The organism is Streptomyces botrytidirepellens, assembly GCF_003721215.1.
Classification (GTDB): Bacteria; Actinomycetota; Actinomycetes; order Streptomycetales; family Streptomycetaceae; genus Streptomyces; species Streptomyces himastatinicus.
Map to the genome: position 1 here is coordinate 1 of NZ_RIBZ01000276.1, position 15838 is coordinate 15838.

Below are 15838 nucleotides of genomic sequence, written 5' to 3' on the forward strand. Positions count from 1 at the left end.
GCCACCCGCGCCGCCGCCGGAGCCACCCGCGGGACCGGCCCGGCCGCGCAGCACCCGCACCCGCACCGCGTCGTCGTCCAGGTTCAGCAGCAGGGCGGTGAGCGCCGCGTGCGCCGCCGCCATCCGGCCGGGCGCTTCCGGGAACACGGCGTCCACCCGCCCCCGGGCCTTGGTGATCACCTGTTCGGCGGCGGCCAGGAACGCCCCGTCCGCCATGCCCACCTGGGTGAACTGCCCCGTTCTCGTTCTTCGGGCCCGGTGTTCGACGACGGTGGCCTCGATGAGGGCCCGCACCTCCCGTAACGTCCGCTCCAGAACGTCCCCCGGATCACCGGGATCCTTCATGTCGTCATTCCTGCCTCGCGACGTGGTCAAGGTCTCGAGTGCCATGCGCTATCGGTTTTGGGTTATGGGTCGTGGGTCCCGGCCATGGGTGCCGTGGGCGCCATGGGTGAAGAGAGGGTCAGCGGTCCGGCAGCAGCCCCAGCTCCACCGCCCGCACCCCCGCCTGGAAGCGGGATCCGGCCCCCAGCTCCCGCATGATCTCCGCGACATACCGGCGGTAGGTCCGCAGGGACACCTGCATGTCGCGCGCCGCCACCTCATCGGTGTGGCCCGTGCGCAGGCATTCCAGGATGCGCCGCATGGACGTGGGGCACAGCCGCCCGCCCAGCCGCGGATAGTCCTCCAGCGCCACGGCGTTCCCCCAGGTCCCCGCGAACATCAGCTCCAGGGCCTGCACCGCGGCGGGATCCTCGACGAGCGACGCCTGCCGCCCGCCGCCCCGCGCCGGGTCCGGCGGTTCGTTCCGTACGTAGACGATCTGGCCGTCGATGAACAGCGCTTCCGGTAACTCCCCGTCACAGACGCGGACTTCGCAGCGCGGATCGGTGCGCGCCAACGCCCGCACCCGGGCCGCGTCCAGCGCCCGCGGCAGACACAGCAGCCGCACCGCGCGGCGCCCGCGGCCGCCCCGGGCGGGCCGGGCGAGTGCCGAGCAGACGACCTCCGACTGCTCCTCGCCGCCCGACAGGACGACGCTCACGGTCCGTTCGGCCCCGTCCACGAGCGTGTCGACGACCTCGGCGAGCGGCACCTGCCCGAGGGCCTTCCCCGCCCAGGAGTCCTGGGCCAGCTCCCGCCGGTGCCGGGTGACCGTGGACTCGATCAGATCGCGGGCGGCCAGCAGGGCACGCTCGACATAGTCGCCGGTCATGGCGGGGACCGAGGAGTCCGTCTCATGCTCAGGAGAAGGCTCGGACATCGTCACAAGACCAACCATGACTTCCCCTGGAGGGCGACAGTTACCTAGTTCTGCAAATACCGGCCTGGTTCTTGGAATTCCATGCCTCGACGTGCTCAAAACGCGGAGGCAGCATGGTGCGAAATCACTGATGACAGTAATTCGCGCACAGCGACGACGTCAACGCGAGGCGTGAAGTAAAGAATAGACCAAGTCCGGCGCGTCAGGGCGCGACACGGCGCTCGACTGCCCGTCAAGCGATGTGTGTTGTCAGCAAGTTACGGACCGTCAGCCTGCGAGACCGCTATCCGGACACGATCAGTCGCAATGCGACGACGCTCCGCCACGAAGCGGAAGCGACCATGTCCGGTTGCTGCCACCACCCCGAACGGGTCACGGGTCACTGCGGGCCGAGGCTGATCAGCGCCCCCGTCGTCACCGGATCCATGGCCCCTCCCCTGCCGCTCCGTCAACTCCCCGTGACACAACGCTACCGGTGGGCACGGTCAGGGATCCACCGCTTCGGCGCGCAGCGTGAACCAGACCGTCTTGCCGTGGTCGTGGAGGTCCGTACCCCACTCGTGGGCCGTCTTGCTGAGCAGGAACATCCCGCGCCCGCACTCCGAGAGGAAGTCCGGCTCCTTGACCACCGGCAGTGAGGTCTCGGAGTCGAAGACGGCGGCGCATATCCCGTACGGTCGGTTTTCGAGCGTCAGCACGCACTCGGGCGACGCCGCGTGCTTGTGGACGTTGGACAGCAGTTCGGTGACGCACATCGCCGCGGGCGTGACCAGTTCCCCGCGTCCCCACAGGCGCAGCCGGGCGCCGACGGCGCGGCGCACCTCGGCGAGTTTCTGCGGGTGAACGCGGAGGCGGAATTCGTACCGCTGCGGGATGTTGTCTGCCATGTGGTCCGGGGCCCCTCCAAAGCGCAGCGCACTGCCGCCATGTCGCAAGAGCGATCCTGGCTCATCGGGAGTGTCACTCGCAATGTTTCGACCCTTTAGCTCACAACTGGCATATGCCGCCTGGTGACCGCTGTCGGCGATAGGTCAGACTGACGCCATGTCCTACCAGCCAGTGCCCACCGTACGGCGCAGGCGTCTGGGATCAACTCTGCGGAGGCTGCGCACCGAAGCGGGGATGACACTGGACGCGGCGGCAGAAGCGCTCAACGCGACCGCGAACGGTTCCCCTGGCGCCCGCCACTGGACCGCGCCCAAACTGTCGCGCATCGAGAACGCCAACGCGACCATCCGCACCACCGAGGTCGAGGTCCTGCTGCGGGCGTACGAGGTCACCGACCGCGAGATCCGGATCGCGCTGGAGGGGCTCGCCAAGGACGCGGGCAAGCGGGGCTGGTGGCAGACGTACCGCGGAGTCGTCGCGCCCGCCTACGCCGACTACATATCGCTGGAGTCGGACGCCGACTCCGTCCGCGACTACGCCCCGCTGGTCATCCCCGGGCTGCTCCAGACGTCCGAGTACGCGCGCGAGACGATCGCCGCGAACGCCAGGGCCCGCAGCGCCGCCGAGGTGTCCGCCCTCGCCGAGGTGCGGCTCGCCCGCCAGGCCGTGCTCACCCGCGCGGACGCCCCGCTGAGGCTGTGGGCCGTCATCCACGAAACGGCGCTGCGCCGCCGGTTCGCCGACCGCCCGGCCATCATGGCCGAGCAGCTGCGCCGACTGCTGGACGTCGCGGAGTGGCCGACGGTGACGCTCCAGGTGATGCCGATCGACGCGGCGCCCAACCCGGGGGACGCCGGCGCGTTCACACTTGTGGGCTTCCCGGGTCCGATGCCGGATGTGGTCTCCCAGGAGAACCTGCGCGGGCCCACGTACGTCGAAGGAGTCGACGACGTCAACGTTTTCGTCGACGCCTTCGGCCGCATCGCCGACAGCGCGCTGTCTCCGGATGCGACGAAGGGCCTCATCGCAGATCTCGTATGAGAAAGAGGGCCCCACACATGAACACCTCATGTACCTCTGCACCACTCGCCGGGAACCAGCACCGTCCGCGCTGGCGCAAGTCCTCGTACTCCGTGGGCGAGGGCCAGTGCGTGGAGATAGCCGCCAGCGGCGGACGGCTGCTGATCCGGGAGAGCGACGACCCGGGCGTGTTCCTCACCACGGCTCCGGCGACGCTCGCCGCCTTCCTGCGGGGTGCGAAGGCGGGCACGTTCGACGCGTGACGTAAGCGGATGGGTGGCCGCCCGGCCCGGAGGCCGGGCGGCCTTTCACTGTCGGAACTGGCCCTGCCAGGACCGAACCTGCCGGAACTGGAGCTGTCGGAACCGGAGCTGTCAGAACTGGACATCCGAGCACGCGTAGAACGCGTTCCCGGTGTCCGCGACGGTCCAGACGGCGAGGATCACGTGCCGTCCGGTCATCCCGCTCGGGATCGTCCCCGAGTGGGACAGCGTGGACGGCGGCCGCTGGTTGTTGTACGGCACGGTCAGGAAGGGCTGGGACTGGAGGCTTGAGCGGGTCACCTTGCTGCTCGGATTCCAGCCGTTCTTGGTGATGTAGTACTTGAAGTCCGTGGTCGCGTGCGAGGCCGTGAACCGCCAGGTGAAGGTGTAGCTCCGCCCGGCGGTCAGCTTGGTCGCGGGCCACGACCCGCCGCGCGGATCGTCGAGCTGGGCGAACCGGCTGTTGCCGCCCGCACAGATCGTCCCGTCCGCGGGCCCGCCCGACGGGAACCCCTTGGGCCCTTCCACGCTCTGCGGCTCGTACTGGATCTCGCCACAGTTGGCGACGGTCCCGTTGGCGCACAGCTTCTGCCTGCTGATCGGTGAGTCGGTGTAGGCGTGACTGGTGGCCTCGCCACCCGTCGCGAGAACGGTGACCGCCGCGAGCCCGATGCCGACCACGGCGGCGCGGATCTTCTTGCGCATGCTTCGCTCCTGAAGACGTGGGGGTGCTTCTGCGAGCCGTGCGATGCGGTCTAGACCAAGTCGAGCGTAGCCAGGCTCGTTTGGTCATGTCCATACCAATAACAAGGGTGTCGACAGAGGCAGGACGGCGGCTGGTCCGGACCACCCCACGAGGTCCGGTAGGATTCCTTTGTCAGCAGGCGCCGCTAGCTCAGTTGGTTAGAGCAGCTGACTCTTAATCAGCGGGTCCGGGGTTCGAGTCCCTGGCGGCGCACCGATGGCCTTACGGCCACTGACCTGGGGTTTCCTGGCTCGTCCGNTGGCCTTACGGCCACTGACCTGGGGTTTCCTGGCTCGTCCGGGAAACCCCAGTTGCGTTTCACGGCTCCTGCTCACCCGTAGGGAGCGTCGTACTCGGGGTCGACGTAGCAGGGTGAATCCATCGAGATCTGGATGCTGTCCGGGTCGTTCTTCTCCCACTTCGACGGATGCCGGTAGGTGGACGGCAGGATGAGTTCGATCACCGCCGTGTGGTGCCGGGTCATTTCCTCGACGTCCAGTTGCAGCTGCCGGGCCTTGGAGTGGGCCCGGGCGTAGCGGTACGCCTTCCAGCCGCGCTTCGGAAGGACCCGGTGGAGCCGGTCCATGGCCTCCCTGAGTTCGCCCTTGGGCGGCCCGGTGAGAAACCACAGATTGTGGATGCGGTAGCCGTGGTCCACGCCCTCACACTCCATGCGCCATGGCTGGGAGGCGTCGGCGTCGTGGCGTATCCCGGCCACTTCCTCGATCTTGTCGGCGGAGCGGCGGTACAGGACGTCCGCGCGCTCCATGGACAACCGCTGCGGCTCGTAGGCGAGCCCCCCGTTACGCTCCTTGCCGCCCGGCAGCCCGGAACACCCCGTCGCGGCGAGCAGCGCCACCACGACCCCCACGACGGCCGTCCCCCGGCCGAGCAGCCTGCCATGCCTCACGCGTTTCCCCCCGTGCTGTGCGTGCGTCAGGGGGACGCTAACAAGGCGCGGAGAGCCGTACGTGAGTACGCGTACTCATTCCACGTCCCGCCCGAACAGCTGCCCTACGCTGGGGCGGAAACGGGCGTCTGGAGGCGCGAGGAGATGCTGATGACGGTGGGCATCGTCGCCGGTTCCCTTTGGATCGTGCTGTTCGCCTGGGTGAGCTGGCACCGGCGCAGGTTCGGTGGTGGCGGCGGCGCGAACACCGAGGCATTGGCCGAGGTGTTCCACCCCTCGCGGCGGCATGTCCAGGAGCAGAAGGAACGCCGGCTCAGCCTGCGCGACAACACGGACTCCGGCGCCCCGCCGGGCAGCACCGTGGACTTGGATGCGGGCACGGCGGTAGTGCGTCCGCGACCGAAAAGGCCCTGACGAGGTCCGACTAGGACGCCCTCCGGGCCGCGCGCCACTCGGGGGCGAGGACGGACCAGATCTCCATGTCGCACCGCTTCCCCCGGTACAGGTAGCTCTCCCGCAGCACGCCGTCCTTCGTCATCCCCAGTCGCCGGGCCACCGCGATGCTGGGCGTGTTCGCCGCCGAGACGTGCCACTCCACGCGGTGGATGCCCCGCTCCTCGACGGCCCAGTCGATGATCACGCGCGAGGCCCTGGTCACCAGTCCCCGGCCCACCGCCGACGGCTCCAGCCAGCAGCCCGCCTCGGCGGTGCCCTGTGCGATGTCCATCGTCCGGAAGAGGACTCCGCCGACCAGCTTGCCGTCCGTCCAGATGCCGTAGATGCGGCCGGTGTCGGTCGCGGCCTTCTGCGCGTACGACTGGAGGAACGTCCGGCTCGACTCCAGGTCCGTGACAACGTCCGCAAGACCGACGTGCTGCCCGATGAGTTCCCGCCCCCGCTCCATGTGGGCGAGGAACTCCTCGGCCTGCCACGGTTCGAGCGGGCGCAGCTCCGCGCCGTCGTCCCCCAGGGATATCGCGTACATCATCGCCCTCCACCGCCGAACCCGCCCCACGAACGCGACGGATCTTCTCACGGGCGCCGCGCCGGTACCGGTATTTTTCCCGCGCCCCGAAGCAGCCCGAACGCCCCGGCGCGCGGAGGGCACCGGGGCGTTCGTTACGAGCGTTACGCGGTTGGGGTCGCGATCAGTCGCAGGAGGGGCACGGCTCGCAGTGGCGGACCGTGACGTCGTCGATGACCGGACCCCAGGCGCCGGACATGGTGCTGGCGAACGCCAGGGTCGTGGTGGCGCCGGTGGCCACGAAGCTCACCTCGCGGGTCACATAGCCCATGTTCGCCGTCGTCTTGCCGGTGGTGTCGAAGCTGAAGTTCTGGAAGACCTGGCCGTCCACCAGGACCTCTCCGGTCTTCAGGGCCGGACCGCCGACCCCGGGGTTACCGGCGAGGGAGTACGTCACCGTGTACCGCTTCCCCGGCACCGTCGTGAAGGTCTGCGCCACCGTGCCCGCGTTCTGCCCGTTGAGGTCGACCGACTGGTCGCCCTCGGCGGCCTGCCAGAACCCGTCCCCGATCAGGTCCACGTTCCCCCCGGTGACCTTCCACGGCCCGATGGACCCTCCCGTTCCGATGTTCACGAACGTATTGGCCGCCACCCTGGGCGTCTCGAAGCTCCCGCCATCGAAGTGACTGGCCGCCGGCGCGGCCAGCGCAGCGCCCGTACCGGCTCCCGCGACAACACCGGCGACGATGACCGCGGCAACAAAGGTGCGAATGGGCGACATGTTCCCCTCCTGGATGAAAGATGCGCGAGCGTCTGAATTGACCGCCCGGATGAATCTCCCTCAACCCTTGGCGGAGGCCAAGACCCAGTCATGGGCGCACGGTGGTGTGCACGGGCCCGAACTCCAGTGACGCGCCGCCCACTTGACCCGCCCGCCCCTCGCAGACGCCGAGGCGTCACGTCACCGCCCGGCGATGCACCCGTTGTCCACAGCCCCTGGTGCCGGGTTCCTGCGCGGCTACACTGGGTGACGATCGCGTGTGTGGCCACGACGAGCGGAGGCAGATATGACGCGCGCCTGGGAAGCCGACCCGTCCGCGTTATTCGAGCGACGGCTCGGAAAGTCCGCCGAGGAGCTGGGCAATTCCGAGGGCCGTGACGACTGCCCGGACATCTGGCAGCTCGACAACGGCGACGTCGCCGTGATCGGCAGGGACCTCACGACCGCCTACGGTCCTCGTCTGCCGGACGGCGTGGGAATCGGCCCCGACGAGCGGCTGGTCGTCATCCCCGGGAACATGCTCAGGGCGGCGAAGGCGGACATCCCCGATGCTTGATCTCCAGGCCCCCACGCTCCCGCCCGAGCAGGGCGAACGGCTCGACCGCGACGCCTACAAGCGCGGCTCGGGCAGTCGGCAGGTGGCCATCGCCGTGGTCGTGGAGGGGAAGGCGGGTTCCGGCGGGCGCGAGGGCGGGGCGGCGACGCCGATCGCCAAGCGGGCGATGGAGGCCGCGATCGCCCGCCGATGATCAGCCCTCGGGGGTCTGCTGGAGCTTGGCCAGGGTCAGCACGTCGCCGCCGATGCCCCAGCCGCCGTCGGCGACCTCCTCGACCAGGACCAGGGTGTTGGCGCGGGCCCGTTCGCCGTAGATCTCGGCGTACAGCTCGGTCGTGCGCGTGATGATCTTCTCCTTCTGCTGCACGGTGAGGGTTCCGGCGGGGACCTTGAAGTTCGCGAAAGGCATGGCGGTTCTCTTTCCGACGGGGGACGGCGGGACGGTCCCACCCTGGGCCGGTGTCCCCGCGCCAGCCAGGGCTGTGCCGACCCAGGGGTTGCCGTCCCCTGGCTCCGCGCACCGGGGCGCGCGACGATGAGCGGCGTGAATCACGCGCAGCTCGCCGCCTTCCTGAAGTCCCGGCGCGACCGGATCCGCCCGGCCGACGTCGGGCTGACCGCCGGTCCGCGGCGCCGGGTGCCCGGTCTGCGGCGCGAGGAGGTCGCCCAACTGGCCGGGCTCTCCGCGGACTACTACACGGAGCTGGAACGCGGACGCGGTGCCCAGCCCTCGACACAGGTGCTGGCCGCCCTCGCCCGGGCGCTGCGGTTGAACGGCGACGCGCGCGACCACTTGTTCCACCTCGCCGACCGCCGCGTACCCCCCGCGGCCCACGGGCCGGCCGCGCACGTCCAGCCCGCCCTGCTCGGTCTGCTGGACCGGCTCGCCACCACCCCCGCGCAGGTCATCACCGACCTCCACGAAACCCTCGTCCAGAACCCGCCGGCCGCCGCGCTCCTCGGTCCGCCCCCGGCGGTGCGCGGCCCCGAGGCGAGCTTCGTCCACCGCTGGTTCACCGACCCCGGCGCCCGCGCCCTCTACCCGGCCGAGGACCACCCCCACCACTCCCGGGCCTTCGTCGCCGACCTCCAGGCCGTCGCCGCCCGGCGCGGCGGCGACACCACGGTGGAACGGATGGTGGCGGAACTACGCCACCGGAGCGAGGAGTTCGCCGCCCTCTGGGCCACCCACGACGTCGCCCTCCGGCGGACCGACCACAAACGCATCGTCCACCCCGCCCTGGGGATCATCGAACTGGACTGCCACACCCTGTTCAGCGAGGATGGCTGCCAACGCCTGCTGTGGTTCACCGCCCCGCCCGGCACCGAAGGCGCCTCACAGTTGGAACTCCTCTCCGTCATCGGCACCCAGGACATGAAACGCGAGCGAGCGCACTGACATATGGAGATCGCCGAACTCGTCTTGAAGTACATCGAGGCGCTGGTCTGGCCCGCCGTGACGGTGGGACTGGTCTGGGGCCTGCGCAACCACATTCGCGACGCGTTCGCGCGGATGACGCGCCTGGAAACTCCGGCGGGCGCGATCGAGTTCGAGACGCAGGCACGGCAAGTGCTGAGCCAGGCGGAGGAAGCGGCCATCGCCGACTCACCGGGGCCCTACGCCCCAGGGGTGCCCACGCAGCGTCCTCAGCCCTGGGCACCGTACCCCGCCCCGGAGCCCGTGGAGGAGGGGCTCGGCCCTTCCGCCCGCGAGGAAACCCCGCCACCGGCACAGCCACAGCCCTCGCAGGCACCGCAGGCACCGCAGGCACCGCAGGAGTCGTCTCCCCCGACCGCAGGCCCCTGGGCTCCTCCCCCGTACGCGCAGACGAACGCGGTCGAGGCAGCACCGCCCCTCTGGCGCGAACAGCTCCGGGAGGCCCGGACCCTGGCCGACGCATCGCCCGTCGGTGCCATCATCACGGCGTGGAGCGCGTTGCAGAGCGTGCCGAAGGGCGTCGTGCCGCCCCACACGGCCGAGCTCCTCGATCAGCTGCGCTCCCTGCGCAACCTAGCCATGCACCGACCCGACGCCGTCACGCCCGAGGCCGCCCGGTCCTTCATCGAAAGCTGCCTCCTCGTCGCCCAGCGGGTCCAGCAATCGAGGTGACCCCCGGCCGCGATGCGCGGGGCGCGTCAGTTGGCGCTGCCTGCTCGGTGAACACCCGACAAAAGCGGTGCGGGGACTGTCGGGTGATCGGGGCCGGTGTCGCCGCACGATGGGGGCATGGATGACACGACTTTGGTATCCCGCTTCCTCCGCGACGGCTTCGTGAAGCTGGAGGGTGCCGTCGCGCCGCGCGTGGCAGCGGACTGCGCGCGGCTGCTGTGGCGGGAGACGGGCGTCGCCCCGGACGATCCGGCGACGTGGACGCAGCCCGTGCACTGGGTGGCCGGCATGGCGCAGGGGCCGTTCGCCGCCGCGCCCAACTCCCCGTCCCTGCACCGCGCGTACGACCTGCTCGTCGGCGCGGGACGCTGGGAGCCGCGCTACTCGCTGGGCACGTTCCCGCTTCGCTTCCCGCACGAGGAGGAGCCGGACGACGCGGGCTGGCACGTCGAGGGGAGCTATCTGCCGGCGGGCGAGAGCTGGTACTTCACGAATCTGCGCTCCCGGGGCCGGGCACTGCTGATGCTGTTCCTGTTCAGCGAGGTCGGTGAGGAGGACGCCCCGACCAGGATCCGGGTCGGCTCACACCTCGACGTGCCGAAGGTGCTGGAGAAGTACGGGGAGGACGGGGCGAGCGGGCTGGCCCTTGCGCCCGATCTGGTGGCGGCGTCCGACCACCGGCCACTCGCCCTCGCCACCGGGTCCCCGGGCGACGTCTTCCTGTGCCATCCGTTCCTGGTGCACGCGGCGCAACCGCACCATGGGGTGCGGCCGCGCTTCATGGCCCAGCCGCCACTGATGCCTGCCGCGCCGTACGAACTGGAGCGGGCCGACGGCGCGTACTCACCCGTGGAGATCGCGATCCGTCGGGGCCTGGGACAGGTCACCCCCGGTCCGGACGGGGACGGCACCGACCGCAGCGCCGGGTAGACATCCGGCAGCGCCGCACCGGCCGTTGTCGCCCATCGGGCGAGGGCCGAAGTCAACTCCCCCGCGGATCAGACCTGCATCTCGCCGCCGTCGACGTACAGGTCGGCTCCGAGTATGAAGCTGCTCTGCTCGGAAGCGAGGAAAGCCACCACGTTGGCGACCTCCTCCGCGCGCCCGATCCGGCCGAGTGGGACACGCTCGGCAAAGTGTGACTTGATGGCGGCCGCGTCCTCCCCCGTACCGGCCACGCCGTCGAGTCCAGGCGTGTCGATGGTGCCCGGGGAGACCGCGTTGACCCGGATGTTCCGGCCCTTGAGCTCGTTGGCCCAGGTCCGGGCGAAGGACCGGACCGCCGCCTTGGAGGCCGCGTACGCGCCGAACGCCTCGACACCGTCACCGGCGCGCACCGAGGAGTTCAGGATCACCGACGCGCCGTCGTTGAGCAGCGGCAGCGCCTTCTGCACCGTGAACACGGTGCCCCGGACGTTGACGCCGAAGGTCTCGTCCACGTGCTCCTCGGTGATCTGCTCCAGCGTCGCGAACGACGCGGCGGCGGCGTTGGCGAACAGCACGTCCAGACCCCTGCCCCGGGCGCGGACCACGTCGTAAAGCCGGTCCAGGTCGGCCAGGTCGGAGATGTCACCCACCACCGCGGTGGCCCGCGCCGAGCCGATGGTCTCCACGGCCGCGTCCAGCACGGTCTTGCGCCGCCCGGTGATGAACACGTGCGCGCCCTCGTCTGCCAGCCGCTTGGCGGTGGCCAGGCCGATCCCGGTGCCGCCGCCGGTGATGACGGCGGTCTTGCCTTCAAGCTGTCCCATGCGAATGACCTCCACGGATTTCCGTACCGATCGATACTGAACGAGACCGTAGCAGAGATCTGCACCGACCGGTACGGAAGAGGTAGGATCGATCGCATGGAGACGCAGGGGAGGGCACCGATCGGCCGGCCGAGAGGTTTCGACGCCGACGAGGCCCTCGAACAGGCCATGCGGGTCTTCTGGGCACAGGGCTACGAAGGCGCCAGCCTCACCGACCTGACCAACGCCATGGGCATCACCCGCACCAGCATGTACGCGGCCTTCGGCAACAAGGAGGACCTGTTCCGCAAGGCCCTGGAGCGCTACAGCGAAGGCCCCGCCTCGTACGGGGCCCGGGCCATGCGGGAGCCAACCGCCCGGCAGGTGGCCACCGCGTTCCTCAACGGCTCCGTCCGGGCCACGACCCGCCCCGGCTGTCCCCCCGGGTGCTTCGGCGTCCAGGGCTCCCTCGCCGCCGGCGACCCCGGACGCAACGCCCGCGACGCCCTCATCGCCTGGCGCAACGAGGCCGTCTCCCTCCTCCGCAGCCGGTTCCAGCAAGCCGTAGACGAAGGCGACTTGTCCCCGGACACCGATCCCGAGCTGCTCGCCCGCTACCTCATGACGGTCGCCAACGGCATCGCCGTCCAGGCCGCCGGCGGCATTCCCCGTGACGACCTCCAGCAGGTGGCCGACATGGCCCTGCGGAACTGGCCGCCCGCCTGAGTGATCAAGGCTGGAACGACACCCCGCCGGTAGAGGACGACCTCGGCTGTTACCTCGACAGCTCGTTGTCGTTGCGGTTCAGCGTCGCAGCCAAGGCGTTGGCGTGCTCCCAGTAGAAGCTGTGGTCATGGCGAGAAGACCACAAGTCCAGACCGGTACCATCGGCGGTTGCTTATTCAACGGATGCATGACCCTTTGTGTCCTGTTGCTCGTAACCGTCGTAGGCACCTGGATCTGGCTGGCGACTCAACCAGAGCGTGACGAGGAAAAGGCCCGCGCAGACCTGCGTGAAAACGTCAAAACACGCCGTGAGCGCCTCGCTCAAGCCAGGGCTGACGGAGTCTTGCAAGACGCAGAGATCGCCCAGCTCTTCCCTCCCATGAAACCGGCCGAGGGTTTGGTCGACATCAAAAGGCAAGGCGAATCGATCACCATCACCGCCGGCATGCTGGGTCTTGGACCGCAAAGAGCGTTCATCTTCGCTTACCAGGCCAGCGTGGAAGGCTGTTACGCCTTCCACGTTCCTCCTCCCGCACGCCGAGCCCCGCGTGTATCCGTGCGGCAACTCCCCGATGAGACATGCACAGCCAGCACGGTCACGAACTCTCCGAGTGCGCTCACTCGGTGACGCGCCGCGGCTTGGCGCCTATCTGGTGGTACCCGGACAACGTCGATCCGTCCATGGGCGAGGCCACCGTAGAGGCCCCGTGCCCCCGGCGGTGTTCCGGCGCGAGCCCAAGATCGACCAGGGTCCTCACCGGCGCTCTTAACGGTTGCAGCGGGCTGCTTTGGCCGCTGCTGAGCACCGGTGTCACGAGCCGTCGCGAGGGTCCTCGACTGTCCAGTCGCCACCCAGTTCGCGGCGCAGAGCATCCAGCGCGGCGTCCGCCTGCTGCCTGTGACGGCACGCCTGAGGTTCGACAGAGAGTGGTGGCGAACCATCCGGTGCGCCATTGGCGAGGAGCGCCGGACGGCCCGCCTGATCAGCGTCCTGGTCACAGTGGGGGGCGCGTCCGGTGGGCGGGCGACGCTGGCCCTCCTCTGAACCCCACCGTCCGCGAACCAACTTACGAGGCGGGCCAGTCGCAGACGCTGTCCCGCGTCGGCCGCTGACCCGTCGCCAGGAAGTGGGAGACGGTCCCGTCGCCGCAGGCGTTGCCGTTGGCGAGATAGGCGTCGTGGCCGGTGGAGTTCACGGTCACCATGACGGCGCGTCGGCCGAGGGCCTCGCGGAGTTCGAGGGCGCCGCTGAGGGGGGTGGCCACGTCACGCCGGTTCTGGACCATGAGGACGGTGGAGGGGCCACGGTCGGTGATCCGTACCGCGGGCTCCTTCGGCGCGTAGGGCCATGCGGCGCACACCGTCGCGCCCCTCGGCATCCCCGCGGTCAGCGGGTACGTGGCGCGGCTCTCGGCGACCCCCTTCTCGTACGCGGCCGCGGACCTGGGCCAGGCGATGTCGTTGCAGAGGGTGGCAACACTGCCCGCGATGGCGTTCTGCAGGACCGCGATGGGCGGCGCCTGGGGCGCGGGCGGCACAATGCCCTTCCGGGCGGCCAGCATCAGCCGGGCCAGGGCGGGATAGTCGTCGGGATCGTAGAGGCTGTCCAGCATCATCTGACGGAACACGTTGCCGTTGAGCTGTTCCGGGTTGGCGCCGGGCCACGGGAGGGGCTCACGGTCGAGGCGCCCGGCGAGGCGAAGGAAGAGGCGGCGCACCTCGGCCGCGGTCCCGGCCACCCGGTCGGGGTTGCCCGGCCGGGACGCCCACCTGGCGAACTCGGGGAAGTTGTCCTCGACGCCCACCTCGAACGCGGCGAACCAGGCCCGGTGTACCCGGACGTGGTCGGGGGTGCCGTTGCTGTCCAGTACGAAGCGGTCGGTGCGGTGCGGGAACAGCTCGTTGTAGACGGCGCCGACGTACGTCCCGTACGAGTCGGCCCAGGCGGAGATCGTCCGCTCGCCGAGCGCCGCCCGGATGCGGTCGAGGTCGCGGGCCTCGTTGGCGGTGCTGATGTGCCGCATCAGCGGGCCGCCGTTGCGTGCACAGGCTTCCGACATCCGCCGCGCGGTGGCCATGCTCTCCGTGACGGTGCCGTCGGGGGCGGGCCAGGGAATAAGCTTCGTCCGGGCGAGGTCACCTCGTTGAAAGTCGCAACTCACCGGAGTGGAACGGCCGTACCCCCGCGGATCGAACCCGATCAGGTCATAGGTGTCCCGCACTTCCTGCGGCAGCTTCTGCCCCTTGTCCGAAGGCTGGTCGAGGCTGCCGCCTCCGGGTCCGCCGGGGATCATGAACAGGGCGCCGCGGCGTGTCTTCGGGTTCTCGGCGGGGATGCGGGAGAACGCAAGGGTGATCTTCTTGCCGTGCGGGTCGGCGTAGTCCATCGGCACCTCGATGGTCGCGCACTCCTGCCGCGGATCGAGGTCCGTCCCCTCGCACGTCGTCCAGTCGAGGTGCGGTGGTCTGGCGGACTCGGCCGTCGAAGCGGACGCCGTGGCGAAGGGTACGGCGACACTCAGGACGGCGGCGGAGGCGGCGAACAGGGCTGCGATTTGCTTGATCCTCGTCATACGGACGAGCTTCGCCCGCCCCGCCCCTCACCGACATCCCGCCAACTGGACTCTGTGCAGGGGGTTTACCCCACCGGCCCCGTCACCGCACGGCTGCGACAAGCGCGTCGAGCTGCCCGCGAACTCGGGCGGCGGTCACGTGGTCGAAGTAGTCGCGGGAGCTGACGATCTCACCGTCGCGGACCCGAAGGACGAAGATGCCGGGCAGCGCGAAGGGCTCTCCGGTCTCCGCGACGGTTCCCTGATACTCGAACTCGGCGACGATGACCTCGGGGTCGGTCGTCTCGTGGATCGTGATGTTGGTTGCCCGACGGTCCAGGTGGGGTCCGGCGCCGGTCGGCCTGAAGTGTTCGCGCAGTTCGTCGCGGGTGCGGAGCGCGGCAGCACGAAGCGGGTCGAAGGGGTGCACGACATGGGTCTGCTCCGCATACAGATCGGGCAGTTCGCTCCAACGACCCTCCGCAACACCGTTCACGAGCGCGAGGAAAACCTCCCGCGGGCTGAGGACTTGAGTCATAACACTCTCCTGTCGTCTGCGCCGACGTGCAGTGGCATCGAACTACGATCCGAAGTGCGGACTCCGAGTATACGGAGTCGCCACTTCGGATAGCGGCATACGAGCGAAAGCGCGATGAGCACCCCAAACAACCGAGAGATGGGCGGCAGACGGCCGCAACGCGCCGACGCGCGAACCAACCGCGAGCGGATCTTGAACGTCGCCGAGGAGGTCTTCGGCAAGGGAGGCCAGTCCGCTTCCACCGAGGAGGTGGCCCGCCTGGCCAACGTCGGCATCGCCACGGTCTTCCGCCACTTCCCCACCAAAGCGGCGCTACTGGAGGCCGTTCTCGTGCAGCGGTTCGATCGCCTGCGCGAGCAGGCTGAAACGCTGTTACACGCCGCCGAACCGGGTACGGCGTTCTTCGACTTCTTCAGCCACCTCGTCGCCGACGCGACCGGCAAAATCACCATTGCCGAGGCCCTGCTCGAGGCCGGTGGCGACGGCGGCGGCGACGCTGCTCAGGCATCGGACGGACTGCGTCGGGCCGTCGGTTCTCTGCTTCAGCATGCCCAACGCACCGGGGCCGTCCGACATGACGTCGAACTGCCCGAGGTGTACGCGTTGCTCGTTGCCACGTCACGAGCCTCCGTACACGCCCACCTCGATGAGGAGGTACGAGACCGGATGCTGGCCATCGTCTTCGACGGCCTCGCGCCACGCTCTAGTTGTGTTGTCCGAAGAGGTTGGTGATGCGGCTGGCTGGGGTGTGGCCGCTGATTCCGGTGTGGGGTCGGTGGTAGTTGTACCAG

At 69.6% G+C, this 15838-nt stretch carries 21 protein-coding genes, 1 tRNA gene and 1 pseudogene; 11 read left to right on the top strand and 12 right to left on the bottom strand.

Annotated elements, in window-relative coordinates; translation table 11 throughout:
• The 3 genes and pseudogenes from EEJ42_RS22590 to EEJ42_RS22600 all read right to left on the bottom strand — a co-directional run.
• Positions 1-345: pseudogene (locus EEJ42_RS22590) on the bottom strand (DNA-binding response regulator); the annotation flags it as partial.
• Positions 346-463: 118 nt separating this feature from the next.
• Positions 464-1264, bottom strand: coding sequence for a helix-turn-helix transcriptional regulator (locus EEJ42_RS22595; protein WP_246097188.1), 801 nt, complete (start codon positions 1262-1264; stop codon positions 464-466).
• Positions 1265-1749: 485 nt separating this feature from the next.
• Positions 1750-2151: an ATP-binding protein gene (locus EEJ42_RS22600; RefSeq protein WP_123102287.1), complete on the bottom strand. Its 402-nt coding sequence runs from the start codon at positions 2149-2151 to the stop codon at positions 1750-1752.
• 157 nt (positions 2152-2308) lie between these two features.
• Here EEJ42_RS22600 and EEJ42_RS22605 point away from each other — a divergent pair, with 157 nt between their 5' ends.
• A complete protein-coding gene (locus EEJ42_RS22605) occupies positions 2309-3193 on the top strand; it encodes a helix-turn-helix domain-containing protein (protein ID WP_123102289.1) in 885 nt (294 codons plus the stop codon).
• 17 nt (positions 3194-3210) lie between these two features.
• Positions 3211-3435, top strand: a complete 225-nt coding sequence (locus EEJ42_RS22610) for a DUF397 domain-containing protein (RefSeq protein ID WP_184503214.1) — start codon at positions 3211-3213, stop codon at positions 3433-3435.
• Between the two features lie 111 nt (positions 3436-3546).
• On the opposite strand, the gene EEJ42_RS22615 is transcribed toward EEJ42_RS22610, so the two are convergent.
• On the bottom strand, positions 3547-4140 hold the full coding sequence (locus EEJ42_RS22615) for a lytic polysaccharide monooxygenase auxiliary activity family 9 protein (protein ID WP_123102293.1): 594 nt from the start codon (positions 4138-4140) through the stop codon (positions 3547-3549).
• 179 nt (positions 4141-4319) lie between these two features.
• Here EEJ42_RS22615 and EEJ42_RS22620 point away from each other — a divergent pair.
• A tRNA-Lys gene (locus EEJ42_RS22620) sits at positions 4320-4393 on the top strand.
• A 118-nt stretch (positions 4394-4511) separates the two neighbouring features.
• Here EEJ42_RS22620 and EEJ42_RS22625 read toward each other — a convergent pair.
• The gene (locus EEJ42_RS22625) at positions 4512-5090 is read right to left on the bottom strand and encodes a hypothetical protein (protein WP_148082011.1); all 579 of its coding nucleotides are present in this window, start codon (positions 5088-5090) and stop codon (positions 4512-4514) included.
• Between the two features lie 150 nt (positions 5091-5240).
• Between EEJ42_RS22625 and EEJ42_RS22630 the strand changes: the two genes are divergently transcribed.
• Positions 5241-5504: a DUF6191 domain-containing protein gene (locus EEJ42_RS22630; protein ID WP_148082012.1), complete on the top strand. Its 264-nt coding sequence runs from the start codon at positions 5241-5243 to the stop codon at positions 5502-5504.
• A gap of 10 nt (positions 5505-5514) precedes the next feature.
• Here the strand turns inward: EEJ42_RS22630 and EEJ42_RS22635 are convergent, their stop codons facing one another.
• A complete protein-coding gene (locus EEJ42_RS22635; protein ID WP_123102327.1) occupies positions 5515-6075 on the bottom strand; it encodes a GNAT family N-acetyltransferase in 561 nt (186 codons plus the stop codon).
• Between the two features lie 163 nt (positions 6076-6238).
• Complete coding sequence (locus EEJ42_RS22640) at positions 6239-6835, bottom strand: choice-of-anchor C family protein (protein ID WP_123102299.1); 597 nt, start codon at positions 6833-6835, stop codon at positions 6239-6241.
• Positions 6836-7121: 286 nt separating this feature from the next.
• Here EEJ42_RS22640 and EEJ42_RS22645 point away from each other — a divergent pair, with 286 nt between their 5' ends.
• Both EEJ42_RS22645 and EEJ42_RS22650 read left to right on the top strand, forming a co-directional pair.
• Positions 7122-7391 carry a hypothetical protein gene (locus tag EEJ42_RS22645; RefSeq protein WP_123102301.1) on the top strand — a complete coding sequence of 90 codons (270 nt, stop codon included), beginning with the start codon at positions 7122-7124 and terminating at the stop codon, positions 7389-7391.
• Positions 7384-7584 (top strand): hypothetical protein, encoded by a 201-nt coding sequence (locus EEJ42_RS22650; RefSeq protein ID WP_123102303.1) that lies wholly within the window; start codon positions 7384-7386, stop codon positions 7582-7584. Before EEJ42_RS22645 ends, EEJ42_RS22650 begins: the two co-directional genes overlap by 8 nt.
• Here EEJ42_RS22650 and EEJ42_RS22655 read toward each other — a convergent pair whose 3' ends face one another.
• Positions 7585-7800 (bottom strand): tautomerase family protein, encoded by a 216-nt coding sequence (locus EEJ42_RS22655; RefSeq protein WP_123102305.1) that lies wholly within the window; start codon positions 7798-7800, stop codon positions 7585-7587. It abuts the gene before it with no gap.
• A 126-nt stretch (positions 7801-7926) separates the two neighbouring features.
• On the opposite strand from EEJ42_RS22655, the gene EEJ42_RS22660 reads away from it, so the two are divergent.
• The 3 genes from EEJ42_RS22660 to EEJ42_RS22670 all read left to right on the top strand — a co-directional run bounded on the left by EEJ42_RS22660 (position 7927) and on the right by EEJ42_RS22670 (position 10431).
• Positions 7927-8790, top strand: a complete 864-nt coding sequence (locus EEJ42_RS22660; protein ID WP_425472943.1) for an MmyB family transcriptional regulator — start codon at positions 7927-7929, stop codon at positions 8788-8790.
• A gap of 3 nt (positions 8791-8793) precedes the next feature.
• A complete protein-coding gene (locus EEJ42_RS22665; RefSeq protein WP_123102309.1) occupies positions 8794-9501 on the top strand; it encodes a DUF4145 domain-containing protein in 708 nt (235 codons plus the stop codon).
• A 117-nt stretch (positions 9502-9618) separates the two neighbouring features.
• Positions 9619-10431 carry a phytanoyl-CoA dioxygenase family protein gene (locus EEJ42_RS22670; RefSeq protein ID WP_123102311.1) on the top strand — a complete coding sequence of 271 codons (813 nt, stop codon included), beginning with the start codon at positions 9619-9621 and terminating at the stop codon, positions 10429-10431.
• Positions 10432-10499: 68 nt separating this feature from the next.
• Here EEJ42_RS22670 and EEJ42_RS22675 read toward each other — a convergent pair whose 3' ends face one another.
• Positions 10500-11252 (bottom strand): SDR family NAD(P)-dependent oxidoreductase, encoded by a 753-nt coding sequence (locus EEJ42_RS22675; RefSeq protein WP_123102313.1) that lies wholly within the window; start codon positions 11250-11252, stop codon positions 10500-10502.
• 96 nt (positions 11253-11348) lie between these two features.
• Between EEJ42_RS22675 and EEJ42_RS22680 the strand changes: the two genes are divergently transcribed.
• Entirely contained in the window at positions 11349-11957 is a 609-nt protein-coding gene (locus tag EEJ42_RS22680) for a TetR/AcrR family transcriptional regulator (RefSeq protein WP_123102315.1), read from the top strand.
• Between the two features lie 172 nt (positions 11958-12129).
• Here the strand turns inward: EEJ42_RS22680 and EEJ42_RS22685 are convergent, their stop codons facing one another.
• The 3 genes from EEJ42_RS22685 to EEJ42_RS22700 form a co-directional block, all read right to left on the bottom strand.
• Positions 12130-12477 carry a hypothetical protein gene (locus EEJ42_RS22685; protein WP_148082013.1) on the bottom strand — a complete coding sequence of 116 codons (348 nt, stop codon included), beginning with the start codon at positions 12475-12477 and terminating at the stop codon, positions 12130-12132.
• 547 nt (positions 12478-13024) lie between these two features.
• Entirely contained in the window at positions 13025-14530 is a 1506-nt protein-coding gene (locus EEJ42_RS22695) for an alpha/beta hydrolase (RefSeq protein WP_123102321.1), read from the bottom strand.
• An 82-nt stretch (positions 14531-14612) separates the two neighbouring features.
• Positions 14613-15047: a nuclear transport factor 2 family protein gene (locus EEJ42_RS22700; protein WP_123102323.1), complete on the bottom strand. Its 435-nt coding sequence runs from the start codon at positions 15045-15047 to the stop codon at positions 14613-14615.
• A 114-nt stretch (positions 15048-15161) separates the two neighbouring features.
• Between EEJ42_RS22700 and EEJ42_RS22705 the strand changes: the two genes are divergently transcribed.
• The gene (locus EEJ42_RS22705) at positions 15162-15779 is read left to right on the top strand and encodes a TetR/AcrR family transcriptional regulator (RefSeq protein WP_221179412.1); all 618 of its coding nucleotides are present in this window, start codon (positions 15162-15164) and stop codon (positions 15777-15779) included.
• Positions 15780-15838 lie beyond the last annotated feature (59 nt).